We start from the raw sequence: 25,720 nt of genomic DNA on the forward strand, positions 1-25,720 counted from the left end.
CGGGATCAGGATGTTCACCACGGGCCCGCCGACCCGCGCGCCGGGCTCGGAAGGCCGGCTGGAAGACCTGGCGGCCGGGCCGGCTCAGGCCGCGTTCGCGGGTTTCGATGCCGTACGGGTCGCGCTGGTGCGGGCGCGGATGCGGTCGATGAGCACGGTCGTGGTGGCGGCGAGGAAGATCAGTTGCATCAGGGTGCGTTCGGGGAGCTGGTCCCACCAGGGCAGATCCTGACCTGACAGGGCCAGGTGCACGTTGGCGGGGTACAAGGCGACCAGCAGCAGGGTCAGTCCACCGGCGGCCCACCCGGCGGTGGCCGGCAGGAGCAAGCCTACGGCACCGGCCAACTCGGCGACGCCGGTCATGGTCACCAGGAGCTCGGGTGCGGGCAGCCACGGGGGAACCATGGCGACGAGTTCGGCGCGCATGAAGGCGAAGTGCACGGTCGCGGTCAGCGCGAACATGGCCGCCAGCCCGCCCCGCAGCGCCACGGGCAGGCGGCGCAGCGAGGGCTTGCGAGCGGCGACGCCCACCGCCAGCGTCAGTGCGGTGACGGCGAGGAGAGTGATGAGGGGTTCCACGAACGCAGTCCCTTCCACCAGAAATCTTGTCAACGCCTAGATTAGGCGACCGACGGAAATCTAGTCAATGCCTAGATTTCGGTCGCCCGACATGCGCCTCTTGAACTCGGCCACCCGCTACCAGCACTTCACTCGAGTACGGCCGTGTGTCGCTCTTCGCGCCGGCGTAGCCAGGACACGACGAACAGCAGCACAGCGCCCGCCAGGTAGTGGGCCGGTCAACAGAATCTCCTGCCACCCCGCGAACTGGACGCTGCCGGTACAGCCGGTGGTGACGATCTCGAACGCGAACGGCACGCTGAACCCGGCGGATCGGTGCCGCCGCATAAGGCCACCTTGTGGGTGATACTGCGGGGATGTTTACCGATGCTGATGCGGCCGCCTTGTATGACCTGCTCAATCCCTGGGACGCCGCCCGGAACCCCGGCGACGCGTTCTACGACGAGCTGGTGATGGCTGCGGATGCCGTGCTGGATGTGGGGTGCGGTACCGGCAGCATGTTGCACCGGGCTCGTGAGCTCGGTCACCGTGGGCGGCTCGTCGGGCTGGACCCGGACCTGGCTGCGCTCGATCGGGCCCGGCGACGCGCGGACATCGAGTGGGTTGCCGGTGTCGCGGCGGACGCGTCCTGGGATCGCGAGTTCGACCTGGCGACCATGGCCAGCAACGCCTTCCAGTGCCTTGTGAGCGATGCGGAACTGTCCACCTCGCTGGCCGCCATCCGCAGGGCGCTACGTGACGGCGGCCGGTTCGCGTTCGACACGCGCAACCCTCGGGCGCGCGCATGGGAGGACTGGAATCCGTCGAACGCCAGAGACGTCGTGGACGGTGCCGGCCGTACCCTTCGCGTGTCACACCACGTCGAGTCGGTGGTCGACGATGTGGTGACGTTCACCGAAACGACCAGCGGCGCGCAGGACGGCACCGTCCTGCGCGTCGATCGCACGAGTCTGCGATTCCTGGATGCCCCGGCGCTCGCTGCGTTCCTGAGCGAGGCGGGCTTCGAGATCGAGGCGCAGTACGGGGACTGGCACCACGGGCCTGTCCGCGATGCCGGCCGATCGATCGTCACGATCGCCCGCCGCGCCTAGCACCCGACTCGGGCGTTCACGAGGAGCCGGGCAGGCCATCGTCAACGCCTCCCCTAAGGGACCGTGGCCTGAATAACTGGCACCACCCTGTCGCCACAGTGCGCCCGCTTCTCATCAACACAGAGCACGCACGGGAACGCGACCCTGCGGAAGATGGGCATGTAGCTGATACCTGAAATCGCGGACGGGTGCCGCCGAGTTGAACCCTCGGCGGCTTTCCTCGTGTCATGCCGTACAAGAGCAAGACAAATGGCTACGTCCTGTATCGGAAGAGGATCCGGCCGCGGGTGAGGTCGTACGGGCTGATCTCCACGAGGACCCGGTCATACGGCAGGATCTTGATGTAGTTCTTGCGTATCTTCCCGCTGATGTGGGCAAGCACCTTGTGCCCGTTCTCGAGCTCTACTCTGAAAGTGGCGTTGCGAAGGCATTCGACGACGGTGCCTTCGACTTCGATGCCGCCTGCTGTTCTTGGCATGTTTCTCGCGATTCTCCGATCGGTGATTGTGAGGGCGCTCAGCGGAGCACCAATTCCAGGTTGCTGCTCGCACGCCGCGCACCGGCGCCCTCGAACAGCGCCATGGCCGCCTCGTTGGACTCGTTCACTTCGGCCGATGCCGTTTCGGTCCCGCAGCGGTGCAAGGAACCCAGCACGTGGGCGAGCAGCGCCCGGGCGATACCGCGGCGTTGCTGGTCTGACCGGACCGCGATCAGCCCGATCCGTGGTTGCCGGGTCACCGCCGCGAGCCGTACCAATCCCACGTACGCGCCGGACTGCGTCGCCACCGCGTACTTCGACGGATCCAGCACGGTATCGCCGGTCGGGCGGGGCAGCACCTCGGCCGGCATTTCCTGCCAGCCGACGGCGGCCTCGACCTCGTCGCGAATCGCGCGATCCAACACGCGCAGAGGGCCCTCCTCCGCCTCGCCGACGGGCACAATCGTCACGCCCGACGGCGGCAGCGCGGAGCCGAGCCCCGTGATCCGCGGGTCGGTGGGCACGAGGTACTCCCACTCGCGGCGCCGGGTCGTGAAGCCGGCTCGCTTCTAGTTGGAGGTCAGGTCGAGGTCAACCTCGTCGACCACCGTGTACACCGGCCTCGGGAGGTCCGCCAGGATGGCCCCGGCGAGCCGGTCGAAGACCGCGTCGTGCCACGCGTCGATGCTGAGGAAGATCCGCCCCTCGGGCCTGCGCGAAGTGTGGCCGCGGCCGACCACCCGGTCGTCCTCCAGAGCGTGCCACTGGTTCTCCGCGACCCGCGTGATCGTTACGGCATGCTCGTCCATGCCCGGAGTGAGATGCACAGAGTTCATAGGTTGTCGCCTTTCGGGATTGCCTGGTCGAGGCGCTCCCGGCGACACCTACGTCAATCGCCCGACCGTGATGACGAGGGGGAGCACCCACATCGATACAGCGTTCATGGGTCTCACCTCCTAGCGGCCTGTCACGGTCTCCGGCACGGTATCAGCCCCAATATCGTTCCGACCAACCATTTTCCCGGCGGGCACGCTGAGCTGGGGAAGGGCATCGCGACCTGCCCTGCGGGGCGCCGCGACGGCGAGGATGCTGTGATGGCGTGCGACAAAGATGATGCGGTGAGGAGGACCGAATGACTCAGGCGGTCGGCGTAGACGGCGGGACGGGTGCCGAGGCTGTGGGCGGCGATTGGCGGGTGGCGGTCGAGCCGGGTGATGACGTCGTCGCCAAGGCTGCGTCGGTACGGCCGAGTGGGCGGCAGCTGGCCTGGCTGGCGCTGGAGCGGACCGCGTTCCTGCACTTCGGCGTCAACACCTTCACCGGCCAGGAGTGGGGCTACGGTGACGAGGACCCCGAGCTGTTCCAGCCGGAGGACCTCGACACCGACCAGTGGGCCCGCGAGCTGAGCGCGGCCGGGTTCCGGCTGGCGATCCTCACGGTCAAGCACCACGACGGCTTCGTCCTGTACCCGTCGAAGCTCACCACCCACACGGTCGCCTCCTCGACGTGGCGAGCCGGACAGGGCGACGTCCTCAGGGACTTCGTCACGTCGATGCGCGCGCACGGCCTCAAGGTGGGCCTCTACCTCTCCCCGGCGGACGAGCACGAGCCCACCTACGCCAACGGCAGCCAACGCCGGCCCCGCGAGATCGGCGACCTGACCCTCCCCGCCACCGACTACGGCGCCTTCATGCTGGGCCAGCTGCACGAGGTCCTCACCGGGTACGGTCCCATCGACGAGATCTGGTTCGACGGCTCGCTGGGGCGCATCCCCGACGACCGCGCCGAGCACTACGACTTCGACAGCTGGTACACCCTGATCAGGACCCTCTCGCCGGACACCGTGATCGCCAACTGCGGCCCCGACGTCCGCTGGGTGGGCAACGAGACCGGCCTGGCGCGTGAGGACGAGTGGAACGTCGTCCCCGTGCGGATCGACCGCGAGCGCGTCGACGTGCTGCCGACGTATGACGCCCCCGACCTGGGCGGCCGCCCGGCCCTGGAGAACACCACGCAGGCTTGGCTGCAGTGGTGGCCGGCCGAGGTCGACGTGAGCATCCGTCCCGGATGGTTCTTCCACGACGACGAGCGACCCAAGGCGCCCGACGAGCTGATGGCGATCTATGGTGAGTCCGTGGGCAGGGGCGCGGTGCTGCTGCTCAACATCCCGCCCGACCGCCGTGGCCACCTGCCCGCCGAGGACGTCGCGGTCCTGCGTGAGTGGGCGTCCATGATCGAACGCGACTGGGAACGCCCGCTGCCCGCCAGGCGCGACGGTGAGGTGCTGGAGTTCGACGAGCCCGCCGAGGTCGCCCGCCTGGCCCTGGCCGAGGACCTGCGCCACGGCCAGCTCATCGAGGAGGTGGTCGTCGAGGCGGAGCAGGAGGACGGCTGGCGGCGGATCGCCGGGTGCGGGACTGTCGGCGCCAAGCGCCTCATCACGCTCCCCGCCCCCGTGACGGCCCGCCGCTTCCGCGTGCGGGTCCTCCGCGCACGCGCCACCCCCCACCTCACGACGATCGATTTGTACGGCAACGCCTGATTCATCCCGGTTTACCGGTTTATTTAGGAACAAAGTTTGGGCGAACCCATTGACGCGCCCCGAGCGCTGCCATTACTAAATGCATTTAGTAACGCTGAGGAGGCAAGAGTGGACGGCCCGACCATCGCCGACGTGGCCCGCCTGGCCGGTGTGTCGAAGGGCGCGGTATCCCTGGCGCTCAACGACAAGCCGGGCGTCAGCGAGGAAACTCGCCAGCGGATCAAGCAGGCGGCCAAGGACCTCAACTGGCGCCCGAGCATCCACGCCCGCGCCATGCTCCGCTCCCGAGCCTTCGCCGTCGGCCTGGTCCTCGCGCGCGACCCGCGCCACCTGGCCCTCGACCCGTTCTTCGCCGGTTTCCTCGGCGGCGTCGAGACCGTGCTTGCGGGCAGCGGCTCGGTGCTCGTGCTCCAGGTGGTCGGCAGGGACGAGCGGGCGGAGGCAGAGAGCTACCGCCGCCTGGCCACCGAGCGCCGCATCGATGGCGCGTTCCTGCTCGACATCCGCCGCGACGACGGCCGGCTCCCGCTGATGACGGAGCTCGGCCTGACCGCCGTGGCCATCGGCCCTGTCACCGCGGACTACGGCGCCACCCCGGCCGTGGGCATCCGCGACGGCGACGGCATCACGGCCGCCGTCGACCATCTGGTGCAGCTGGGCCATCGCAGGATCGCCTTCGTCGAAGGGGATCCTGCCTACCTGCACTCCACCTCCCGCCTCGACGCGTGGCGGCAGGCCATGCGTGGTCACGGGCTGCATGCCGTACTGCATGAAGTGGGTTACTTCACCGGAGACGGCGGGGCGGCGGCGACGCGGCGGCTGCTCGCGCGGGAGCAGCACGGGCCGACCGCGATCGTTTACGCCAGCGACCTGATGGCCGTCGCCGGGATGTCCGTGGCGCGGGAGGCAGGGCTGCGGTTGCCGGAGGACCTGTCGGTGACAGGGTTCGACGACAACCCGGAGGCCGCGCATCTGCATCCCGCGCTCACCACTGTCCACCAGGATCCCGTCTCCGTCGGGGCGGCGGCCGCCGAGCTGCTGCTGGCCCTCATCGACGGCCGGGACGGCCGGCCGGACACGGTCGCGCCCCGGCTGATCACCCGCGCTTCAACCTCGCCCCTTTCCTGACCCCCCACCCCCCACCGATAAGGAACGCGCCATGTCCTCATCACCTCTATCTCGTCGTGCCCTTTTCCGGGGCGCCGCCGGTGTCGGCGGGTTGCTCGCGCTCGGCGCCTGCTCCACCACCAAGAGCCCGGGCGCCAAGAGCGCGGCCAAGGTCGTCGACGTGACTCACTGGGACCAGCTGGTCAGCCAGGAGCCGTGGGTCAAGAAGGAGATCGAGCTCTTCCAGGCGGCCCACCCGAGCGTCGCGATCAAGCGCACCCAGCAGGCCAGCGGTGACCTGGAGAAGCTGCTCGACCTGGCCTGGCGCGGCGGCAGCGCGCCCGACATCTTCAAGGTGCCCAGCGACAAGCTGGACGACTACGTGGCCGACGGGCGGGTGCTCGACCTGAGCAAGTACGCCACCGCCGACTGGCAGAAGACGTTCCCGCCGTACTCCTTCGTCGAGGGGATCAACACCTTCGGCGGCAAGATCTACAGCTCTCCCTTCGAGGGCGACGCGCCCTGGGTGCAGCTGTACATCAACAACAAGGTCTTCAAGGACGCCGGGCTGGTCGAGGCCGACGGCAACGTGAAGATCCCGAAGACCTGGGAAGAGGTCACGCTGTTCGCCGAGCAGATCACCAAGAAGGGCAACGGCAGCGTGCACGGCATCGGCTTCGGGAACAGCGCCTTCGCGATCATCCCGTGGTGGGTGGAGCTGTTCACCGCGGGCGCGGGCTTCCCCGGCTCGATGCCGCCCGGCTTCCCCGGTGGCCTCGACCCGCGCACCGGCAAGTTCACCCGCACCACCGAGCGGGCGGTCAGCGACTTCCTCACGCTCTTCCTGGAGTGGAAGAGCAAGGGGTTCATCACGCCGAACGCGCTCAGCATGGACGACGAGATCTCCCGGCAGCAGTTCGCGCGCGGCAAGTTCGGCATGATCGTGGGCGGCGTGTGGAACCAGCCGGGCTGGAGCGAGCTGGGCTTCACCGACTACTCGGTGACCACCCTGATCACCGCGGACGGGCAGCCGAAGAGCTTCTTCTACTACGGGCCCGGCAAGTACAACCTGGCGATCTCGGCCACCGCCAAGCACCCGGACGAGGCCTGGGAGTGGTTCAAGTGGTGGAACGGCCCCGAGGCGGGAGCCAGGTACGTGCAGGAGCTGAAGGGCGGCGTCTCGATCCATCCCGAGGCCAACGACCCGAGCAAGGTGGACTTCGCGCCGTTCGCCGCCTTCGTGGGGATGACCAAGCTCAGCCTGGCCGGCCCGAACCCGGCGCTGCGTAACCCGGCGACCGGCAACGTGGTCGTCAAGAAGATCACCCCCGACTTCGACTCCATCTGCACCGGCCTGTTCACCGGGCAGATCAAGGACATCGGCGCGGCGCTGTCCCAACTGCAGGAGCAGCAGGAAAAGGCGTTCAACGACGCGCTGGCCAAGGCGGCGGCCAAGGGGCACAAGGCGACGATCGCCGACTACACGTTCACCGACTGGGATCTCACCAAACCGTATAAGTGGGACATCCCTCAGTACATCACCACGAAATGACGGCAGAGCTCGCCGGGGCGGCCACGACCGCCGCCCCGGCCACCCGCAACGGAACGCTCTGGCGCAGGATCCGCGACAACCGCTGGACCTACGCCTACCTGGCGCCCTTCGTGGTGCTCACCTCGGTGTTCGTCATCTACCCGATCTTCGCCTCGGCCGGTTACACGCTCTACGAGTGGAACGGCCTGGGAGATCCGTCCGACTTCGTCGGGCTGCGGAACTTCCGCGACGTGATCGGCGACGGCTTCTTCTGGAGCTCATTCAGGCACGCGGCGATGTACACGGTCGTGCTCGTGCCCGTGCAGCTGGTACTCGCGCTGGCGCTCGCGCTGGTGCTGAACAACCGCAAGCTGCGCGGCTCCACGTTCTACCGGGCGATCTACTTCCTGCCCGCGGTCACCTCGGTGGCCATCGTGGGCATCGTGCTGAAGCTGATGCTGTCCAACTTCAGCGACGTGATCAGCCAGCCGCTGATCAAGCTGGGGCTGATCGACCAGCCGGTGGACTTCCTCGGCAACCCTGACGCCGTGCTCTGGGTGATCATCGTTGTCGGCATCTGGAACACGCTCGGCTACAACATGGTCTACTTCCTGGCCGGGTTGCAGGCGATCCCGAAGGAGCAGTACGAGGCCGCCCAGATCGACGGCGCAGGGCGGGTCGCCCAGTTCGTCCACGTGACGGTGCCCGGGCTACGCAGCGTCGGCGTGGTCATCGTGTTCCTCGCCGTCATCGGCAGCCTGCAGGTCTTCGACCTGGTGATGGTGCTGACGGGCGGCGGGCCGTACTTCGCCTCCGAAGTGGTGAACACCTACATCTACCACCAGGCCTTCGGCGGCACGATCGGCAGCGGCGCGGGCGGCGAGCCGAACGTCGGCTACGCCTCCGCGGCGTCGTTCTTCTTCGGGCTCATCCTGCTGGTGCTCACGTTCGGGCAGCTGTGGGCGGTCAGGAAGCTGCGCTCACGGAAGGGGGCGGCGCAGTGAGGCGCGCGTTCACCCACATCATGCTGCTCGGCTTCGGCTTCGCCTACGTCTACCCGTTCCTCTGGGCGGTCGGCAGCTCGCTGAAGTCGCCGATCGACTTCCTCGACACCGGGCTCGGGCTCAAGCCGACCACGTTCATGTGGGACAACTACGTCAAGGCGTGGGAGCAGGCCAGCTTCGGCACGTACTTCCTCAACACGCTGATCATCTCGGTGGCCACTGTCGCGTGCGTGCTGCTGCTGACCGCGATGGCCGGGTTCGCGCTGGCCCGGCACACCTTCCCTGGCAAGAAGGCGCTGATCGGGGTGGTGCTGGCAACGTTCCTGCTGCCGCACGGCTACACGATCATCCCGGTGTTCGACATCGTCAAGGCGCTCGGGCTGCTCGACACGCTCTGGTCGGTGATCCTCGTCCAGGTCGGTGGCGGGCTGGTGTTCGGGACGTTCATGTTCATGGCCTACTTCCAGACGATGCCCCGCGAGCTGGAGGAGGCCGCGCGGGTGGACGGGGCCGGGTACAACACGCTGTTCTTCCGGGTGATCCTTCCGCTGTCGCGGCCGATGGCGGCCACGCTCGGGCTGTTCACGTTCATCAGCTCGTGGAACAACTTCTTCCTGCCGCTGGTGTTCACGCTGGGCAAGCCGGAGCTGCGCACGCTCGGCGTCGGCTTGTACGCCTTCACCAGCCAGACGTCCACGAACTGGACGCTGCTGTGCGCGGGCGCGATCATCTCGCTGGCGCCGATCGTGGTCGTCTTCGTCGTCGCCCAGCGCTACGTGGTCGACGCCATCGCCGGGGCCGTGAAGGCCTGATGGACGACCATGCGGCTGCGGATCATGACCTGGAACATCCTCGACGGCGGCCGGCCGGGCGTCGCCGCGCTGATCGCCGCCGTCCGCGCGGACGTGGTCGTCACGATCGAGACGTACGGCATGGCCGCCGAGATCGGGGCCGCGTACGGCCACCAGGGAGTGGCGATCACCCGCAGGCCGCCGGGCGAGGGCGACAACCTCTGGCTGTTCAGCCGGTATCCGGTCGCCGAGGTCTATCCCGAGCCGACAGGGGAGCACCTGTCGTCGTTCAACGCCGGAGGCGTGCGGCTCGACCTGGGCGGTGGGCGGGAGCTGGACGTCTTCCCCGTATGGCTGCACCACCTCGGCGACCTGGTGGGAGAGCTGGAGCGGGGCAGGCGGGAGGGCCTCGATGCGCTCGACCACACCCGGCACCTACAGGTCAAAGCCCTTCTCCACGACTACGTCGCCACTAATGGCAGCCCGGATCGGCCCGCGATCCTGGCCGGCGACTTCAACACGGTCTCCCACCTGGACTGGGGTGACGTGGTCGAGGGAAGGGTGACCAGAGAAGTGCAGCAGGCGGGGTTCCATGACGTCTACCGGTCGCTGCGGCCGGATGTGCGCACCGACCCCGGCGGATCATGGGATGTGCTCAAGCGGTTCGATGGGGCTTACCGCATCGACTACCTCTTCACCCGCGGCGCGATCGATCCCGTCGCGACCTGGATGCTGGGGGAGCGCGCCCCCGGCGATCCGCCGCAGGACTTCTTCTCCGACCACGCAGCGCTCATCGCCGATCTGAGGATCCCTTCATGAACATCATTCCCCGTCCCGCCCGATTGACCAGGCGACCTGGCTCCTGGCGGCCGGCTCCCGACGGCGTCACGCTGCGCGTCGAGCGGACCGGACTGGGGCCTGAGGGATACCGCCTCTCCGTCACACCCGACGGAGTGCTGGTCATCGCCGAGGACGAGCGCGGGTTGCGGTGGGCGGAGCAGACGCTGCGCCAACTGGAGGCCGATGGACAGGTGCCGTGCGTCGAGATCGAGGACGCCCCGCGCTTCCCCTGGCGGGGCGTGATGCTGGACGTGGGCCGCTGGTGGTTCCCCGTCGGCTTCCTGCGCCGGATGATCGACCTGGCCGCCCTGCACAAGCTGAACGTCGTCCACCTGCACCTCACCGACGACCAGGGCTGGCGCATGGAGATCGAGCGCTACCCCAGGCTGACCGAGGTCGGCGCGTGGCGCGCGGAGTCCATGCTCGGCCACCACCGCGACCAGCGCTACGACGGCCGTCCGCACGGCGGCTTCTACACCAAGCAGGAGCTGCGCGACCTGGTCGAGTACGGCACGAGCCGCGGTGTGACCCTGGTCCCGGAGATCGACCTGCCCGGGCACATGCGCGCGGCCATCGCCGCGTACCCGCACCTGGGCAACCACCCGGAGGCCGAGCTGCCGGTGCCGGGCGAGTGGGGCGTGCACGAGCAGGTGCTGAACGTGGAGGAGGAGACGATCCGCTTCTGCCAGGACGTGCTGGCCGAGGTCCTGGAGGTCTTCCCGAGCCCGTACGTGCACATCGGCGGCGACGAGTGCCCGAAACGGGAATGGCGCGAGTCGCCGCGCGTCCAGCAGCGTATGCGCGAGCTGGGGCTGCCCGACGAGGACGCGCTGCAGAGCTGGTTCGTCGGCCGGATGGCGGAGTTCCTGGCCGCCCATGGCCGCCGCCTGGTCGGATGGGACGAGATCCTGGAGGGTGGGCTCGCACCGGGCGCCACCGTGATGTCGTGGCGGAGCGAGGAGGGCGGCGTCGCCGCCGCCAAGGCGGGGCACGACGCCGTGATGTGCCCCGCCTCGCACACCTACTTCGACCACTACCAGGCCGACCCCGAGACCGAGCCGCTGGCCATCGGCGGGCTCACCACGCTCGCCCAGGTGTACGCCTACCAGCCGGTGCCCGCCGGGCTCGACGCCGGCGCCGCCCACCACATCCTGGGCACTCAGGGGCAACTGTGGACGGAGTACCTGCCCACGCCGGAGCAGGTGGAGTACATGGCCTTCCCACGGCTGTGCGCGCTGGCGGAGGTGGCCTGGGGCACCGCCGGTGACTTCGCCGAGTTCGAGGAACGGCTGGCGCGGCACCTGCCGCACCGGACGTCCTAGGCGAACGGCCGCCCCGTCAGGGCCCCGTCCGGCGCGACGCCCAGGGCCGCGAGCACGTGCGCGTGCACGTCGGCCTGCTCCAGCCGGGCAGGCGGCCTCGTGGGCACGCCCGGTCCCGACGCGGCGATCCAGGCGGTGCGCTCCGGCTCGCTCTCGCCGCCGTGGCCGCCCTCGTCGGCATGCCCATGGTCGGTCACCGCGATGACCGTCCAGCGCTCGGCGGCGAAGCCGGGACGGTTCTCGATGGCGGCGATCACCTCGCCGATGCGCCGGTCCGAGCTCTCGATCGCCTCGGTGTAGGCGGGCGTGAGGCCCTGGTCGTGCGCCACCACGTCGGGCAGCCCGAAGTAGACGAACGCCGCGGAGATGGAGTCGCCTCCGAGCACCTTCGCGGCGTCGTCGGCGACCAGCTGGTCGGCGTCTTGCCAGGCGGGCAGCGTGGGCGGGTCCTCGCCGTAGGGCAGCGTGCCGCCGCCCAGGAAAATGGGGCCGCCCAGGGTGTCGGTGACGAGCTGGGGCCAGCATCCCGAGGCGTACGTGGTGCCGCCATGCTGCCTGACCCTCGTCAGGAAGTCCGGATATTTCGCGAGATGGTGGCCGCGCAGGTCGTTGTCGTAGATGCCGTGCCGGTTGGCGAGCACGCCGGTGGCGACCGTGGCCCACCCAGGTCCGGAGATCGTCGGCCCCGCGTCGTTGACCCGCACCGGGGCGAGGAACCCGGCGGCCTCGATCGCGTCCAGCGTGGGCGTGCGCGCCGCCCGCAGGGTGTCGTACCTGACCCCGTCGACACCGAAGACGACGACGTGGTCACGGATGCTGTGCTCAGTCACCCGTTGATCGTCGCCGTGCCGGCGCGGCGCCGACAAGGTCGGGCTTTCCTATGAGCGCTATTGCCGGAACGTATCTGGCTCAGGTGCGGCCGCTGAACGCCAGCTTGCTCCCGAGCGCGATGAGAACCACCCCGACGACGCTGTCCACCACGCGCTCGAAGTAACGGCGACCGATCAGCCGGGCAGTGCGGTGAGCCGCGACCGCGAAGACACACTGCCCGCTGAAATTGGCCACAGCCGCGATCAGCGCCAAACCGATCACGAGCGGAGCCGAAGCCAACCCGTGAACGGTGACGAATTGCGGAAGCACGGCGGTGAAGAACGCCCCAGCCTTGGGATTGAGCAGGTTCGTTGCCAATCCCTGCCTGAACAGCGCTCTCGCCGAGACCGCGGGTCGTGACTCGGCCGCCGACACGATCCCGGCGGTCGGCTGGCGCTTCCACGCCTGCCAGAGCATGCGGACTCCGAGATAGCCGAGGTAAGCGGCGCCGGCCAGCTTCAACACGGTGAAAGCCAACGCGGACGCCGCCAGAATCACCGCGATGCCCAGACTCGCGGCCAGCCCCCAGATCAGAAGCCCCACGGCACTGCCCACACCGGTGCGTACACCACCTGACCAGCCATGGCGCATCGCGTTACGCAAGACCACAGCCGTATCGGGTCCCGGAGTAATGGTGATCAGCGCAACGACACTCAAATAAGCCAGCAGTGCTTCACCACTCATGACCGCTGAGTCTAGAGCCACGAGATCCACGAGACTTTGCCTGCCTCGAGTCCGTTCCGCTTCACGGTGTACTACCGGTTGAAGGAGCGCTCCGGGTGACGCGACCGGATCATTCGCCTCGTCCGCCCACCGAGCTCGCGGCTATCAGCATCTGAGGCGAACGCCGCAGGGACGGTGGCCTTGCGCCGATGGCGTTCGTCGGTCGTGGCGGGCGGCCGTCATCGCCGCCGGTGCGTCGAACAGGTTGACCGCCGACGCCTCGCGCGGTTGCCGCGACGACCCGGTACGGCTCGAGCCAGCCGTACCGCAGGGTTGTGGCCATGACGCGGAAAGGTGTCGTTGTGTCGGCGCCTTGGGCCCGCCGTACCCGGTCCGTCGTGCCTGAAGCGCAGGCAGCAGGTCAGCTGTACTTGCGGATCGTCTTGCTGATCCAGTCCGCATAGGCGGGCACGTTGGTGTACAGACCGGGGCCTTCCGCGCAGGACGGGCTCTTGGCACCGGGGCCGGAGGTGACGCCGATGAGCTCCCATCGGCCGCCCCGGCCACGCTGGATCTGCGGGCCGCCGGAGTCGCCGTTGCACGCCATGGCCTTGGACACCTGGCTGACCGTGCACAGGCGGGTGCCGCCGGCGAAGCCGGGGCCGCATTCGGAGATCGCGCCGCGGCGGGTGTCGAGCTGGCGGAGCCTGCCGGACATCTTCCAGTCAGCCGGGTTCTTGCTGAACTTGGTGATGCCGAAGCCGATGATCCGGGTCGGGGTGCCGGGCTTTCCTGGGCGGTCGGCGATCCGGATGGGCTTGTAGGACACGGGGCGGTCCAGGCGGACCAGCGCGATGTCGTTCTTGTTGGGTGAGGCCTGGGCGTAGCCGGGGTGGACCACCGCCTGAGCGATCTTACGGACCGTTCCGCCTGACTTGCGCTTGTCACTGCCGATGCGGACCGTTCCCTTCGGAATCGACCCGATCTCCATGTCGAGGCAGTGTGCCGCGGTCACCACCCACTGCGGGTTGATCAGCGCTGCTCCGCAGTTGCCGTCCTCGAGGCCCAGGGCCGGCGCGGACGTGGGGATGGAGGCCATGAACGGGTAGTTCTCGGTGGGCTTCTTACCGTTGATGATCGCTCCTGCGCTACCGGCGGTCGCCGCGAGACAGGCCGCACCGGCCAGAGCGACAACAGCGGAACGTGACATAGCTCGACGGAACGATCTCGTGCCAAACACAGGGAGTAGCCCTTCACTGGAAGATTGAGACGCTATGAAGCTATTCGTCCTCATCCGGCGGCGAGATCATGGCAGCACGCCAACTCGGGGTAGGGATAACCCCACCTGACCAGCGCAGACGTAGCAGCGTCAGGCTTTCGTCGACATCCTGCGCAGCGCGGGGATCAGTGTCCGATCGAGGAACCGGCGATCAGTAGAACCAGACGACGAGCCGCACGTCCTCCGCGCCATGCAGCCCGGCAAGCGTCCTCATCACGTCCCAGACCGGTGCCCAATGGGTCTGTGCCCCGGCGACAGAACTTCGGCTGAGTGTGCCGGAGCGATCGGTCTCGTCCCAGTCGGCGGATGCCAGCTCAGCCCAGCTGATCCACGTCGTTCCCCATACGTCCTCCGGGCCGCCCGAGGCGTTGAACACGTCCCGCAGTTCGTCCGAGGCGTCATCAGGCAGGCCGCGCTCCTCAGTCAGCGGCTGGAACCCGAAGGAGTTACGGACGCCGAACAGGCAGGCGAGTGCGTCATACGCGTTGCCGATGTTCAGAAGATAGAGATCGATGGCGACTTGCCATACCGCGTCCTCATCGTCTCCTTCCCAGATATGGCCCCAAGGCCTGCACTCGATCATCCCGCTTACATCAGTGGACACGCCCACATTCTGCCGAGAAGGGATCAATTCCGACCGAGGAACCGGCTCGCCCTGTGTGAGTCACGGCGCGCGCTTCGCAGCCTGCTGGAGGGCCGTTTCTACACCATCCCCGAGTCGCGGATCGGGCCGAAGCCCGCAGGCTGACGCTGCCGGCCGGGGCGGTGGCATCGGCCGGGATCGAGCGGGGGCCAGGCTCGGGTTGACCGGAGAGGCGGTGTCCCAGTTCCGAGATCAGTAGAACCAGACGACGAGCCGCACGTCCTCCGCGCCATGCAGCCCGGCGAGGGTGGTCGAGGCTGTGGAGGTGCTGGGGTCAGGTGGTGGCTGCGCCTGGGCCTGGTAGTGGGTCGATGTCGTTGGCGTGCATCGGTTGGCCGCAGTGGGCGCAGCGTAGGTCGACGTGGCTGATCTGGCCGCAGGCGTGGTGGCGGTAGAGGACGGGTGGTCCGGCTTGGCCGGCGAGCCATTTGTCGCCCCAGGCGGTCATGACCATGAGCAGGTCGACGAGTTCGGTGCCCTTGGCTGTCAGGTGATACTCGAAGCGTGGCCGCTGGTCGTAGGGGCGGCGCTCGAGTACGCCCTGGTCGAGGAGGTGGTTGAGCCGTTCGGTCAGTACCTTGCGTGAGATGCCGAGGTCGGCCTGGAGTTGGTCGAACCGGGTAAGTCCGACCCATATGTCACGCAGGATCAGCGGTGACCAGGGTTCGCCGATGACGTCGAGGGTGCGGGCGATGGAGCAGGCCATCTCGCCGAAGTTCGTGCGCTGCATGCCAGCAGTCTAGCCGTTGGGGTTCCCTCAGGGAACTCTAGGTGCTACGGTCATGGAGTCTCTTCAAGGAACTCCAGAAAGGGAGCACGCGGATGAGCAAGGTCTTGGCCGCTCTGGCGGTGTCGGTCGACGGGTACATCACCGGGCGCGACCCGGGCGCCGGGCGTGGACTCGGTGACGGTGGGATGCTGTTCAACTGGTACTTCGACGGTGACACGCCCAGCCAGGTGTTCGACGGGTTCAAGCTGAGCGCGCCCAGCGCCCGCGTCTTCGACGCCTTGGCCGGACGCGTGGGCGCGATCGTGGCCGGGCGCAACACCTACGAGGACTCCGAGCATTTCGGCGGCGGCAGCCCGCACCCGCGGGCCCGGCTGGTCGTCCTCAGTCACCGGCCGGTGCCGGAGATCACCGACCGGCAGACCCTGGTCACCACCGGTATCCAGGATGCGATCGCCGCGGCCCGCGAGGCCGCCGGCGGCAAGGACGTCGGCCTCATGGGTGGCGGCGTCGTGACCGAGGCGTTGAAGGCGGGCCTGGTCGACGAGGTGATCCTCCACCAGGTGCCGATCCTGCTCGGCGGCGGCCGCCCGTTCTTCCAGGCGCTTCCCGAACACGTGCGCCTGCGCCTGGTCGAAGCCGTCCCGGCGCCCGGCGTCACCCACCTCCACTACGAGGTCGAGCGCTGATCCTCGCCATCGGTGGCCCGGCGACGAAACCCCCTGCTGCCGACACCGGGTTCGTCCCTGCTTTCGACCTCGCCGACCATGCCGACAAACCATCTCCAGGAGAAGAAGATGCTCAACCCCGACGTACGCCGCGTCCTCGACGGCACCTCGCTTGCCCACCTGGCCACCGTCCTGCCGGACGGCTCGCCGCACACCGTGCCGCTCTGGGTCGGCACCCACGGCGACCATGTCGTCTTCCTCACCGGTCCGGACTCACGCAAGGCCCGTAACCTGCGTCGCGACCCGCGGGTGGCGCTCTCCGTGGCGCCCGCCGACAACCCGTTCGAGCCCGTCATCATCCGCGGTCAGGTCGTCGAATGGCTCGAAGGCGACGCGGCCTGGGAGATCATCGACCGGCTATCCGCGAAGTACATCGGCAGGCCCTATTCCCGAGCAGAGGAACGCGTCGTCGCCGTCATCCAGCCCGAGCGCCAGACCGCCGGCCGCGACTGACCCGCCCCCCTCGATATGGCAGGGGTTTTGCCGGCGTGGCAGAAAAGGGCAGATGTGAGCAGCGACTATTTTCGCGTCATTCCTAGCTCGGTCTGGTTACGCCGTGTTGTGAAGGCGGTACGTTGCTCAACGATCCCAACTGCCATCTGCCCGCTGGGTTCGCGCGTTTTATCTTCGAGGTGATTTCGGACGTGCAGCAAGCGGCGAGTATTCGCAGCCGATCCATCGTTGGTGTTCGCCACCGGCTGCTCACGGCGGAGGTCCAGCGCGAGCAGCCGGTATGCCGAACACGCGAGCGATCAGGTGCGGACGCTCAGCAGGGAGTCTCGTAGAACTCCGGGTACGATCCGCGCCTGCCCACCCATGACTCGTCGCCGACGCAGTTCTCGTACTTGATCCCCACCAGCGTCGTGTGGTCGGAGTCGCTGTAGTAGTACGTCTCGCAGTGGAAGTCGATCCTGCAGGCGCGGGCGTGCGCGGGCGAGCTGATGACGGTGAGGGTGCTGAGGGCGAGCAGGACGGCCAGCGATGCGCGTCGAATCATGAAGGTCCTTCCTTAGGTGAGGAAGCGCTACTGCCCCGATGATCGATCGCAGAAGTGAACAGATCAATAAGGTCAATGCCGGTACTCAAATGGTCAAAACAATTGTCAGAGCACGGCACCTTCCGGCGCTGCGATAGCGGTAGAGACGTAAGCCATATTCTGATCTGTGGTTTTGTCCGACCCTCATTCGTGATTCAACGGTGAGTGTTCGCGTCCTTACCTTCGCGGGTACGGCTGCCTCGCTCACCCGTCTCGCGCAGGCGGGCCGGTTGGGTTGCCTGGGGGCCTGCCGAGCCGCGTGGAGCCGGTCGGAAACCCGACGTCTGTGAAGGTATTCCTTGACATGAATATTCGTTGTGGAGAATACTCAGGGATGTGGACGCACTCCTCACCGCGTTGGCCGACCCGGCCCGCTGGCGGCTCGTGAGCCTGCTGGCCGAGCGGCCCCGCCCGGTCGGTGTCCTGGCCCAGCTCGCAGGAGCGCGCCAGCCGCAGACGACCAAGCACCTGCAATCCCTTGAACGCGCAGGGCTTGTCACCTCCCACCGCACCGGCCAGCGCCGCATCTACGCGCTGCGGTCCGAGCCTCTGCGGGAGCTGGCGGCGGCGCTCAACCAACTCGCCGACACCGCCGACCAGGCCGGAGGCTCGCGCGAGACCTTCGACCGCTACGGCCTCAACCTGGAGGCGGAGCGGATGGCCGCCGAGGAACCCGGATGGGCTGACGACAGGTCGTTCCGGTTCGTCCGGTCGCTGGCGGGGAGCCCCGAGGTGGTCTGGCGCCATCTGACCGAGACCGGGCTCCTGGCCCGGTGGTGGACACCCGACGACCTGCGCGTCTCCGAGCTCGTCTTCGAGGCGCGCCCGGGCGGGCGGATCGTCCAGGAGTACCGGGACGTCGAGGACGACGGCTCCGACGTGCCCGCCGGGCGGGCCGAGGGAGTGGTCGACGACGTCCGGCCCGGTGAGCACCTGGCCTACCGGCTCTCCCCGCTGCTTCCCGGGGGCGGCCACGCCTTCACCGCCCACCTCGACCTCGGCCTCCGGCCCAGCGGCACCGGCACGGAACTCGACGTCCACTTCCGGGTCGCCGACAGCACGGTCGAGTCCGCGGACTTCGTCGCGGGCATCGAGATCGGCGTCGGCCAGAGCCTCGACAGGCTCGTGGCCATCCTCGCCAGTGATTCCAGCACCGATGACCAGTGATTCCAGTACCGATGACCAGTGACTCCAGCAGCGATGAAAGGAAGACCACATGACCGGCCGCAGCGTGACCGCGAACCTGACCCTCAGCCTCGACGGGCGTTACCACGGTCCCGGCGGGCCCAGCGACTTCGGGGCGTTCGCCCCGTATGTCAGCACCGAGGTCGCACGCGACCACCTGACCCGCATCTGGCAGGACGCGACGACGGCAGTGCTCGGACGAGGCAACGCGGAGGGCTTCATGGGGTACTGGGCGCCGCTCGCCGAGGACGAGAACGCCGCCGATCCGCGTGACCGTGGCTACGCGAAGTGGCTGGTGGACGTGGAGAAAGTGGTCTTCTCGACCACGCTCACCGAGGCGCCGTGGGCGCGTACCCGCGTGGTGAACGCGCCCGCCGCCGACGTCGTCACCGACCTCAAGACCACCGGCGAGGGCGACATCCTCGTCAACAGCTGTCCGAGCATCATCAAGCCGCTCCTGGCAGCGGACCTGGTCGACCGGCTCTACCTCATGATCTTCCCCGAGATCACCGGCGGCGGGCAGCGGCTGTTCGACGACGGCCTTCCCGCCACGACGTGGACGCTGGCCTGCCAGGAGACCGGCAAGCTGGGCGAGATGGCCCTGGTCTACGACCGGGCACGCTGAGCAGCCGATCAACGGGCCTCAAGGGACGAGGGAAACCTCGGGGAACCGGTCGTCGGACGCATCGAACAGGCGGGTGGGCTTCCTGCCCAGGTGCAGGTCGAAGAAGGCGGCGATGTAGGCACGCTGCGCCGAGACGGACCGTTCAGGGTCGATCGTGCCCACGAAGTCGCGGACCGGCACCTTGGGCACCGTCGCAGCGATCCGCGGCAGCAGCACCTGCAGGTCGGTGAACGAACCGTGCGCCGCCCCCTTGAACCGCAGCTCCCGCTTCCACCCACTAGAGGCCTGCCAGAAGGACTTCCAGCTGGGCTCGCTGGAACGGGTGTGGGCCTCCGCCGCGACCTGCAGGAACGGCTTGGTCACGCCGGTCTTGGCCACGGAGCCGACATAGGAGCCGTCCAGGTTGACGCCCGCGTCCACGCGGGCGTCGTCGTGGACGAGTTGTGCCGCCACCGACCCGCCCAGCGACTGCCCGAGCACCCCTACCCGGGACAGGTCGAGCGCGCCACGCAGCTGAGTGGCATGCCGTAGTCCGGCGAGCTGGTTGAGGACGAACCGCATGTCGGCCAGGCGTGCCCGCGCATGCAGGGCGAGCAGCCTGGCGAGGACCGGTGGGGTCAGCTTGCGCGGCAGGGGAAGCGCACGCACGAGCCGTCCGCCGGGGAACTCCACCTGGTCGGCCTCGTAGGTGTGGTCCACGGTCACGACGAGGTATCCGCGGGAGGCGAGGTCCTCGACCAGCGTGGTGCCGAGGGTGCGCGGCCCGCCGTCCCCCGAACTGAAGAGCACGACAGGCAGCTTGCCCGCGCGGCGGTCGACCGGCGCGCCGACGCGGGCGTGGGTGGCGGTGGCACCCCAGTTCACCGCGCCCTTCGGGATGCCCATGGGCGGCGCGGAGTGGCTGTCCCAATCGGCCGCGGCCAGGGGCGACATGTGCGGGGCGACGGGCAGCGTCTGACCGGTGTCCTTGGCCGGGTACCACAGGCTGACCATCAGCTCCCGGTAGGGCTTCGACTTGACCAGGGGGTCGGGGCGCGAGCGGTCCACCAGGCGCATCGCGAGCGTGCCGACGGCGTACGGCCCGCCCGGCGCGGGCAGGCTCACGGTGACGGGACGTGGACCAGAGGCCGGCGCGGCGGCGGGCGTCATGGATATGGCCAGCGCCACCACAGCGAGGCCCGCGGCTTTCGTGAAGAGGGACATGCAAGGCTCCTTGAACGAGATTCAGCCCGGCCAGGCTCGCAGCGGCCCGCGCAGCCGGACGACCGGCGGAAGACTGATCCGTGGGTGCGACTTCTGGATGACCCGCCCTGAGGTTCCTCCTTGAGGAGGATGGGGAGCGAACCCGCAGGCCAACTAGGGTGAGCGCATGAAGCGAGCCGACCGTCTGGTGGCGCTGACCGGGCGGTCGCCCATGCTCGTCGACGCGCTGCCGGCAGCCGTGATCTTCCTGGCCACGCTCGGACCCGGGCACGTCCTGACCGACGGCGACGCGCGGGTGCTGACGCTCCAGGTGGCCCTGGTGGCGCCCCTGGCGTGGCGACGGCGTGCCCCGCTGGCGGTCTTCTGCGCGATCGCCGCGGCGGCCGTGGCCCAGTGGGCCGCCGGCGTGCAGCTTCCCGCCGACGCCGCCCTGCTGGTCGCCCTCTGCACCGTGGCCGCGCACCGCCCATGGCGGCACACGATGATCGCGGCCCTCACGCTGGAGGCCGGGATACTGCTGGCCGCGGCCCGCTGGGCGCCGCCGGGTCAGGCCCCGTTCACAGCGGCGGCGCTGACGGCGATGTCCGCCGCCGCCCTCACCACGGGCCTGTGGACGCGGGTACGGCGGGCGTACGTGACCTCACTGGAACGCGACCGCGAGCAGCGGGCGCGACTCGCGGTCGCGGAGGAACGCGCTCGGATGACCCGCGACGTGCACGACATCGTCACCCACAACCTGTCGGTCATGGTGGCCCTGGCCGACAGCGCCGCCCACGTGCAGGACCGCGCCCCGCGGCAGGCGGCCGCGGCCATGGAACAGGTCGCCGAGACGGGACGGCAGGCCCTGGCGGACATGCGTCGCTCGCTCAGCGCGGGCGAGCCGGATCCGCTGCTCCACCCGGCGCCGGGGATCGCCCAGCTCAGTCCGCTCGCCGACCGGATGCGCGCGGCCGGACTGCCGACCCGCCTGTCCGTGACCGGTGACCCGACGGCGATCCCCGCCGCCGCCCAGCTCACCATCTACCGGCTGGCCCAGGAGGCTTTGACGAACACGCTCAAGCACGCGCCCGGCGCGACGGCTGAGATCCGGGTCCACCTGACGCCGCAGCGCGCCGAGGTGGAGGTCACCGACGACGGACACCCTCAACAGGAGATGGCCCAAGGGCGGGGCCTGGCCGGGATGCGTGAGCGCGTGGCCGCCTACGGCGGAACGCTGCACGCCGGTCCTGTGCGTGGCGGCGGCTGGCGGGTGGCGGCCGGACTGGACCTGAAAGTCAGGGGCGCGGCATGACGATCCGGCTGCTGATCGCCGACGACGAGGCGTTGCTGCGCACCGCCTTCCGCATGGTGTTCGATGCCGAGCAGGACATGGTGGTGGCCGGCGAGGCGAGCGAGGGAGAGGAGGCGGCCAGGCTGGCCCGGCAGGTGCGCCCCGACGTGGTGCTGATGGACGTGCGCATGCCCGGCCTGGACGGGATCGAGGCCACGCGCCGCATCGTCAGGGACTGCCCGCGCTCACGCGTGCTCATCCTGACCACTTTCGACCTGGACGAATACGCCTTCGCCGGGCTGAAGGCGGGGGCGGCGGGCTTCCTGCCGAAGAACACCCGGCCCGCCGAACTGCTGACCGCGATCCGCAACGTGGCCGCCGGCGAGGCCGCGCTGTCCCCGCGGGTCACCCGCCGCCTGCTGGAGCGGTTCGCGCCCCAGCTCACGCCCGGCGCGCCCGAGCGCGACGAACGGCTGGCCGGACTGACCACCCGCGAGCACGAGGTGCTGGTGCAGGTGGCGCACGGGCTGTCCAACGCCGAGGTCGCCACGGCGCTACAACTGGCAGAGGCCACCGTGAAGACACATCTCAGCCGCGTCCTGCTCAAGCTGGGGCTGCGGGACCGCGCCCAGGTCGTGGTCTTCGCCTACGAGAACGGCCTCGTGCGCCCCTCGGCCATCTAGACGGCCACGGCAACCGAGTGGGGCTGCGTTTCGAATGTCCAGAGTATGGAAGAGGTTGATTGCGTTGTGGTCGGCGGAGGCCCGGGTGGAGTGATGCTCGCCTACCTCCTGGCCCGCGGCGGGGCGCGGGTCACGCTGCTGGAGTCGCATGGCGACTTCAACCGGCGCTTTCGCGGTGATTCCGTCGCGCCGGCCGTTCTCGATTACCTGGACACCCTGGGGCTGGCCGAGGAGATGCTGACGACCCTGCCGCATACGGTCGTCTCGACCTTCGGCTGGCACACCTCCGAACGGGAGTACACCCTGGCCGACTACCGGTGGGCGAGCCGCCGCTTTCCCTTCTACGCGCTGATCCCGCAGGCACGCTTCCTGCCGTTCATGACGGGAAAGGCGGCCGCCTTTCCCGGCTTCGAACTGAGGATGCGTTCGCGTGCGTGCCGATTGCTGCACGATGACGACGGACGGGTACAGGGTGTGGCCTACGCGCGGGGCGACGGGGAGCGCAGATTGCGGGCCCGCCTGGTGGTGGGGACTGACGGACGCAACTCCAAGCTGAGGGTCCTGGGCGGGTTCCGCGCCCGTGAGCTGGGGGCCGGCCTGGATGTGCTGTGGCACGCCGTACCCAAGCGGCAGGGCGACCCGGCTGTGTCGGGCCTGCAACTGCACAGTACGGCGGGTGCCCTGCTCGCCGTACTCGACCAGGACACGGACTGGCAGCTCGGGTACATGATCCCGGCGGGGAGTTACCGGCACGTCAGAGAGGCGGGCGCCGCCCCCATCACCGAGGCATTCACGAGGCGGCTGCCCTGGCTGGCCGACCGGCTCGGCACGCTGACCGCCGTCAACCAGATGACGTTGCTGCCCGTGCGCATCACCTCGGTGGACCGGTGGTACCGGCCCGGCCTGCTGTTGCTCGGTGACGCCGCGCATGTGATCTCTCCGGTCGGCGGCAACGGCATCAACCTGGCCATCGCCGATGCGGCAGCGGCGGCCAACCTCGTCCTGCCGCACCTGACCGGCGCCCCTGCCCGGCTGGACGCCGCATGCGCGCGGGTCGAACAGGTACGGCGTCCGCTGACCGACAAGGAGCAGCGCCGCCAGCACCGCGCCGAACGTTCCGCCCGCGGCAGGCTCGAGCGCGGCCTGACCGGGCCACCACCTGTGCTGCGCGCCATCACCCGCATCCCCGGCCTGCCCGCCCTGAACGGCCGCCAGAACTCCGCCCTGATCAGGATCCCCCGCCCGTGCGCCCAAATCATGGGCACGACCTGATCGGCTGTGCCGACCGTCAGGGTAGGGCCGGGGCGGTCGGTGGGGAGTTGGTCCAGCCGACCTCGATCAGCGTCTTGTAGCTCTTGGGCATGAGCGGCTTGCCGTTGAGTGTGACCGTCTGGCTCTCTGACAGCAGGACCATCCTCCCCGTGTCGATGATCAGCCTCGTCGAGGTCTCGTCCTTGTCCCCGTTCTCGCGGATCAGTACGGCGGCGCCGGACCTGCCCAGCGTGTCCGTCGCGTTGCCTTCGGCGCGTACGCCCGGCATCGTCAGCAGCGCCTGGTAAGCCGCCGCGCGGACCTCCTTCGGAGCGGGAAGGGTGTGCAGGATCTGGGGCAGGTTCGAGGTGAGCCAGGTGCCCATGGCCTGCTCCGGAATCCGGCTGGCCTGGCCGGCCCTGGTGAGCCAGTCCTTCAGCCGGTTCGGGTCGGCGGGCAGGCGCTGCACCTCGTCATACGTCAGAAACTGCCCCGCGAGCTGGAACGAGGTCTGTTTCCGTGCCTGGACCACGTGCCCCTGCGAGGGCTGGGTGGACAACTTCACGGTCTTGCCGTCGATCGATTCGCTCCACTTGGCGGGGGAGCCGTCGCGCTGCCACGCCTTCTTGCCCGCCGCGCTCTGGGGCAGCGTCGCGAGCTCCCGGTACCCGAACCACGCCCGGCCGTCGGGCGCGGTCCATGTCTCGTCGACCCGCTGCTCGACCAGCGAGTAGGGGTCCGACTTGGTGCCGAACCGCCACGGGTGGGTGCTCGTCGTCAGCGCCCTGGTGTGCCAGTAGGCGCCCTCGGGGGGAGCCGCCACGGCCGACGCCGGCGTGCCCAGGAAGGCGGCCAGGCCAACGGTGAGGGCGATCAGCGGCCGCCGGGCCGGGGTGGTGGCGAACTTCATCTGTTTCCAAGTCACGCCTGTCCATACGCCTGGGCCTGCTGAACGGTTGCCTGCGAAATGTTCTGCGCGGGCAGGCAACGATCGTGAAGGCCGAAGCGTATTAGGAGGCGTGAAATCGGACAGACTGCCGTGAGCAGCGTGGAACATGACTTCGGCGCTTTCGTGGCCGCACGCGCCACGAGCCTGCTGCGGGTCGCCTATCTCGCCTGCGGCGACGAGACGGAGGCCGAGGACCTGCTCCAGACGGCGCTGGAGCGTACCTACAGGAACTGGGACCGGGTCCGCGTCGAGAGTGTCGAGCCGTACGTGCGCCGCGTCATCGTCAACGCCGCCATCAGCCGTGCCCGCCGCCGGGCGATCCTCAGGATCATCCCGATGCACAGCCCGCCGGAGACGTCGGCCCGTGCGACCGACGCCGACCTGCGTCATGTGCTCATGGAGGCGCTGCGTGCCCTGCCGCCCAGGCAGCGCGCGGTGATCGTCCTGCGGTACTGGGAGGACCTCAGCGAGACGCAGACCGCCGAGGTGCTCGGATGCTCGGTCGGCACGGTCAAGAGTCAGGCCTCGAGGGCGACAGCCAAGCTCCGTTCGGCGCTCGGCCGGGAAACTCTGGAAGAAGTGATCAGGAATGCCCACGCTTGAGGACGAGATCCGCCGGCTCATGAAGGAAGAGACCGCGCGCCTGCATGCCGCGCCCGATCTGGTGGAACGGGTGATGCGCTCCTCCCGGAACAAGAGGAGGAGAGCCTGGACGGCGGCGGTGGCCGTGTCCGTGGCCGTCGTCGCCGCGCCCGTCACGTACCTGACCGTCGGCTCGGTGGCCACGACCGGCGAGCAGGTCACGGTCACCGCGGCGCCGGAGCCGCCCCCCATCGACGACACCCCGCCCCTGCCCTCTGACCCGCCGGACCTCGGGGACCTCGGCGATGGGAGGGAGTTCGGCCACGTCAGGGTGGGGTACCTGCCGGAGCGGCTGCGGTGGTCCCGGTGGTCGGTGAACTTCGGCGACAGGTACTCGACCTCATACGACTACAAGGGCGACAAGCACGGCTTCTACTGCGTCCAGATCTTCATCTACGAGGAGGCGGCCGCCATCCAGGAGGTCGACGACCGGATCCAGGCGTACCGCGAGGAGAAGGACGGCGAGGAGGTGACCATCGGCGACCGTACCGGCTACCTGGTCGTGCAGGACGTCGGGGAGGACGGGATGAAGGGCACGCCGACGCTCTTCCTCAGAATGGGCGACAAGCAGTTGGCCGAGATCACGTTCAGCCCCACGTACGCCAAGGAGTTCTCCGGCGCCGAGGCCGTCACCGCCGAGCTGAAGAAGATCGCGGAAGGGCTCACCTCCACGTTCTGATC

General features: G+C 68.9%; 29 protein-coding genes. 17 read left to right on the forward strand and 12 right to left on the reverse strand.

From position 1 onward, the window contains the following. Window positions 1-84 precede the first annotated feature (84 nt). The gene (locus tag KIK09_RS29520; RefSeq protein ID WP_214322656.1) at window positions 85-579 is read right to left on the reverse strand and encodes a DoxX family protein; all 495 of its coding nucleotides are present in this window, start codon (window positions 577-579) and stop codon (window positions 85-87) included. Between the two features lie 356 nt (window positions 580-935). Between KIK09_RS29520 and KIK09_RS29525 the strand changes: the two genes are divergently transcribed. Next, a complete protein-coding gene (locus tag KIK09_RS29525; RefSeq protein ID WP_214322657.1) occupies window positions 936-1,670 on the forward strand; it encodes a class I SAM-dependent methyltransferase in 735 nt (244 codons plus the stop codon). Between the two features lie 253 nt (window positions 1,671-1,923). Here the strand turns inward: KIK09_RS29525 and infA are convergent, their stop codons facing one another. Genes infA through KIK09_RS29540 form a run of 3 tightly spaced genes read right to left on the reverse strand, consistent with a single transcriptional unit; the run spans window position 1,924 to window position 2,984 of the window. Further along, window positions 1,924-2,148: a translation initiation factor IF-1 gene (infA, locus tag KIK09_RS29530; RefSeq protein ID WP_214322658.1), complete on the reverse strand. Its 225-nt coding sequence runs from the start codon at window positions 2,146-2,148 to the stop codon at window positions 1,924-1,926. A gap of 38 nt (window positions 2,149-2,186) precedes the next feature. Then, window positions 2,187-2,672 (reverse strand): GNAT family N-acetyltransferase, encoded by a 486-nt coding sequence (locus KIK09_RS29535; protein ID WP_214322659.1) that lies wholly within the window; start codon window positions 2,670-2,672, stop codon window positions 2,187-2,189. A 45-nt stretch (window positions 2,673-2,717) separates the two neighbouring features. Continuing rightward, window positions 2,718-2,984, reverse strand: a complete 267-nt coding sequence (locus tag KIK09_RS29540; RefSeq protein ID WP_214322660.1) for a hypothetical protein — start codon at window positions 2,982-2,984, stop codon at window positions 2,718-2,720. Between the two features lie 296 nt (window positions 2,985-3,280). Between KIK09_RS29540 and KIK09_RS29545 the strand changes: the two genes are divergently transcribed. From KIK09_RS29545 to KIK09_RS29575, 7 genes are all read left to right on the forward strand, one after another. After that, window positions 3,281-4,690 carry an alpha-L-fucosidase gene (locus KIK09_RS29545; RefSeq protein ID WP_214322661.1) on the forward strand — a complete coding sequence of 470 codons (1,410 nt, stop codon included), beginning with the start codon at window positions 3,281-3,283 and terminating at the stop codon, window positions 4,688-4,690. Between the two features lie 108 nt (window positions 4,691-4,798). After that, a complete protein-coding gene (locus KIK09_RS29550) occupies window positions 4,799-5,818 on the forward strand; it encodes a LacI family DNA-binding transcriptional regulator (RefSeq protein ID WP_214322662.1) in 1,020 nt (339 codons plus the stop codon). A 31-nt stretch (window positions 5,819-5,849) separates the two neighbouring features. Continuing rightward, window positions 5,850-7,349 carry an ABC transporter substrate-binding protein gene (locus tag KIK09_RS29555; protein WP_214322663.1) on the forward strand — a complete coding sequence of 500 codons (1,500 nt, stop codon included), beginning with the start codon at window positions 5,850-5,852 and terminating at the stop codon, window positions 7,347-7,349. After that, on the forward strand, window positions 7,346-8,332 hold the full coding sequence (locus tag KIK09_RS29560; RefSeq protein WP_214322664.1) for a carbohydrate ABC transporter permease: 987 nt from the start codon (window positions 7,346-7,348) through the stop codon (window positions 8,330-8,332). Before KIK09_RS29555 ends, KIK09_RS29560 begins: the two co-directional genes overlap by 4 nt. Continuing rightward, entirely contained in the window at window positions 8,329-9,144 is an 816-nt protein-coding gene (locus KIK09_RS29565) for a carbohydrate ABC transporter permease (RefSeq protein ID WP_214322665.1), read from the forward strand. The genes KIK09_RS29560 and KIK09_RS29565 overlap by 4 nt, the downstream gene beginning before the upstream one ends. Before the next feature lie 9 nt (window positions 9,145-9,153). After that, window positions 9,154-9,942 carry an endonuclease/exonuclease/phosphatase family protein gene (locus KIK09_RS29570; protein WP_214322666.1) on the forward strand — a complete coding sequence of 263 codons (789 nt, stop codon included), beginning with the start codon at window positions 9,154-9,156 and terminating at the stop codon, window positions 9,940-9,942. Next, the gene (locus KIK09_RS29575; protein WP_214322667.1) at window positions 9,939-11,285 is read left to right on the forward strand and encodes a beta-N-acetylhexosaminidase; all 1,347 of its coding nucleotides are present in this window, start codon (window positions 9,939-9,941) and stop codon (window positions 11,283-11,285) included. Before KIK09_RS29570 ends, KIK09_RS29575 begins: the two co-directional genes overlap by 4 nt. Here the strand turns inward: KIK09_RS29575 and KIK09_RS29580 are convergent. The 5 genes from KIK09_RS29580 to KIK09_RS29600 form a co-directional block, all read right to left on the reverse strand. After that, window positions 11,282-12,115 (reverse strand): alkaline phosphatase family protein, encoded by an 834-nt coding sequence (locus tag KIK09_RS29580; RefSeq protein ID WP_214322668.1) that lies wholly within the window; start codon window positions 12,113-12,115, stop codon window positions 11,282-11,284. The genes KIK09_RS29575 and KIK09_RS29580 overlap by 4 nt on opposite strands. Before the next feature lie 79 nt (window positions 12,116-12,194). After that, entirely contained in the window at window positions 12,195-12,839 is a 645-nt protein-coding gene (locus tag KIK09_RS29585) for a LysE family translocator (protein ID WP_214322669.1), read from the reverse strand. A 400-nt stretch (window positions 12,840-13,239) separates the two neighbouring features. Beyond that, window positions 13,240-14,028, reverse strand: coding sequence for a S1 family peptidase (locus tag KIK09_RS29590; protein WP_214322670.1), 789 nt, complete (start codon window positions 14,026-14,028; stop codon window positions 13,240-13,242). Window positions 14,029-14,248: 220 nt separating this feature from the next. Further along, a complete protein-coding gene (locus tag KIK09_RS29595) occupies window positions 14,249-14,701 on the reverse strand; it encodes a hypothetical protein (protein WP_214322671.1) in 453 nt (150 codons plus the stop codon). A 313-nt stretch (window positions 14,702-15,014) separates the two neighbouring features. Beyond that, window positions 15,015-15,470, reverse strand: coding sequence for a winged helix-turn-helix transcriptional regulator (locus KIK09_RS29600; protein WP_214322672.1), 456 nt, complete (start codon window positions 15,468-15,470; stop codon window positions 15,015-15,017). Between the two features lie 92 nt (window positions 15,471-15,562). On the opposite strand from KIK09_RS29600, the gene KIK09_RS29605 reads away from it, so the two are divergent. Further along, window positions 15,563-16,156, forward strand: coding sequence for a dihydrofolate reductase family protein (locus tag KIK09_RS29605; protein ID WP_214322673.1), 594 nt, complete (start codon window positions 15,563-15,565; stop codon window positions 16,154-16,156). 78 nt (window positions 16,157-16,234) lie between these two features. Further along, window positions 16,235-16,648, forward strand: a complete 414-nt coding sequence (locus tag KIK09_RS29610; protein ID WP_214322674.1) for a PPOX class F420-dependent oxidoreductase — start codon at window positions 16,235-16,237, stop codon at window positions 16,646-16,648. A gap of 313 nt (window positions 16,649-16,961) precedes the next feature. Here KIK09_RS29610 and KIK09_RS29615 read toward each other — a convergent pair whose 3' ends face one another. After that, complete coding sequence (locus KIK09_RS29615; protein WP_214322675.1) at window positions 16,962-17,192, reverse strand: DUF6289 family protein; 231 nt, start codon at window positions 17,190-17,192, stop codon at window positions 16,962-16,964. Window positions 17,193-17,567: 375 nt separating this feature from the next. Here KIK09_RS29615 and KIK09_RS29620 point away from each other — a divergent pair, with 375 nt between their 5' ends. Together KIK09_RS29620 and KIK09_RS29625 are read left to right on the forward strand one after the other, a co-directional pair. Further along, window positions 17,568-18,398, forward strand: a complete 831-nt coding sequence (locus KIK09_RS29620) for a metalloregulator ArsR/SmtB family transcription factor (RefSeq protein ID WP_214322676.1) — start codon at window positions 17,568-17,570, stop codon at window positions 18,396-18,398. A 49-nt stretch (window positions 18,399-18,447) separates the two neighbouring features. Next, entirely contained in the window at window positions 18,448-19,041 is a 594-nt protein-coding gene (locus tag KIK09_RS29625; RefSeq protein WP_214322677.1) for a dihydrofolate reductase family protein, read from the forward strand. Between the two features lie 18 nt (window positions 19,042-19,059). Here KIK09_RS29625 and KIK09_RS29630 read toward each other — a convergent pair whose 3' ends face one another. Beyond that, a complete protein-coding gene (locus KIK09_RS29630) occupies window positions 19,060-20,244 on the reverse strand; it encodes an alpha/beta hydrolase family protein (protein WP_214322678.1) in 1,185 nt (394 codons plus the stop codon). A gap of 166 nt (window positions 20,245-20,410) precedes the next feature. Between KIK09_RS29630 and KIK09_RS29635 the strand changes: the two genes are divergently transcribed. Genes KIK09_RS29635 through KIK09_RS29645 form a run of 3 tightly spaced genes read left to right on the forward strand, consistent with a single transcriptional unit; the run spans window position 20,411 to window position 23,469 of the window. Beyond that, a complete protein-coding gene (locus tag KIK09_RS29635; RefSeq protein ID WP_250573963.1) occupies window positions 20,411-21,535 on the forward strand; it encodes a sensor histidine kinase in 1,125 nt (374 codons plus the stop codon). Beyond that, window positions 21,532-22,197: a response regulator gene (locus tag KIK09_RS29640; protein ID WP_214322679.1), complete on the forward strand. Its 666-nt coding sequence runs from the start codon at window positions 21,532-21,534 to the stop codon at window positions 22,195-22,197. Before KIK09_RS29635 ends, KIK09_RS29640 begins: the two co-directional genes overlap by 4 nt. Before the next feature lie 45 nt (window positions 22,198-22,242). Beyond that, window positions 22,243-23,469 (forward strand): FAD-dependent monooxygenase, encoded by a 1,227-nt coding sequence (locus tag KIK09_RS29645; RefSeq protein ID WP_214322680.1) that lies wholly within the window; start codon window positions 22,243-22,245, stop codon window positions 23,467-23,469. Window positions 23,470-23,485: 16 nt separating this feature from the next. Here KIK09_RS29645 and KIK09_RS29650 read toward each other — a convergent pair whose 3' ends face one another. Next, complete coding sequence (locus tag KIK09_RS29650; RefSeq protein ID WP_214322681.1) at window positions 23,486-24,373, reverse strand: CU044_5270 family protein; 888 nt, start codon at window positions 24,371-24,373, stop codon at window positions 23,486-23,488. A 123-nt stretch (window positions 24,374-24,496) separates the two neighbouring features. On the opposite strand from KIK09_RS29650, the gene KIK09_RS29655 reads away from it, so the two are divergent. Beyond that, window positions 24,497-25,000: a SigE family RNA polymerase sigma factor gene (locus KIK09_RS29655; RefSeq protein ID WP_214322682.1), complete on the forward strand. Its 504-nt coding sequence runs from the start codon at window positions 24,497-24,499 to the stop codon at window positions 24,998-25,000. Continuing rightward, a complete protein-coding gene (locus tag KIK09_RS29660; RefSeq protein ID WP_214322683.1) occupies window positions 24,987-25,718 on the forward strand; it encodes a hypothetical protein in 732 nt (243 codons plus the stop codon). Before KIK09_RS29655 ends, KIK09_RS29660 begins: the two co-directional genes overlap by 14 nt. Window positions 25,719-25,720: the final 2 nt, after the last annotated feature.

It is taken from the genome of Nonomuraea sediminis (assembly GCF_018531495.1).
In the GTDB taxonomy this organism is placed as follows: Bacteria; Actinomycetota; Actinomycetes; order Streptosporangiales; family Streptosporangiaceae; genus Nonomuraea; species Nonomuraea sediminis.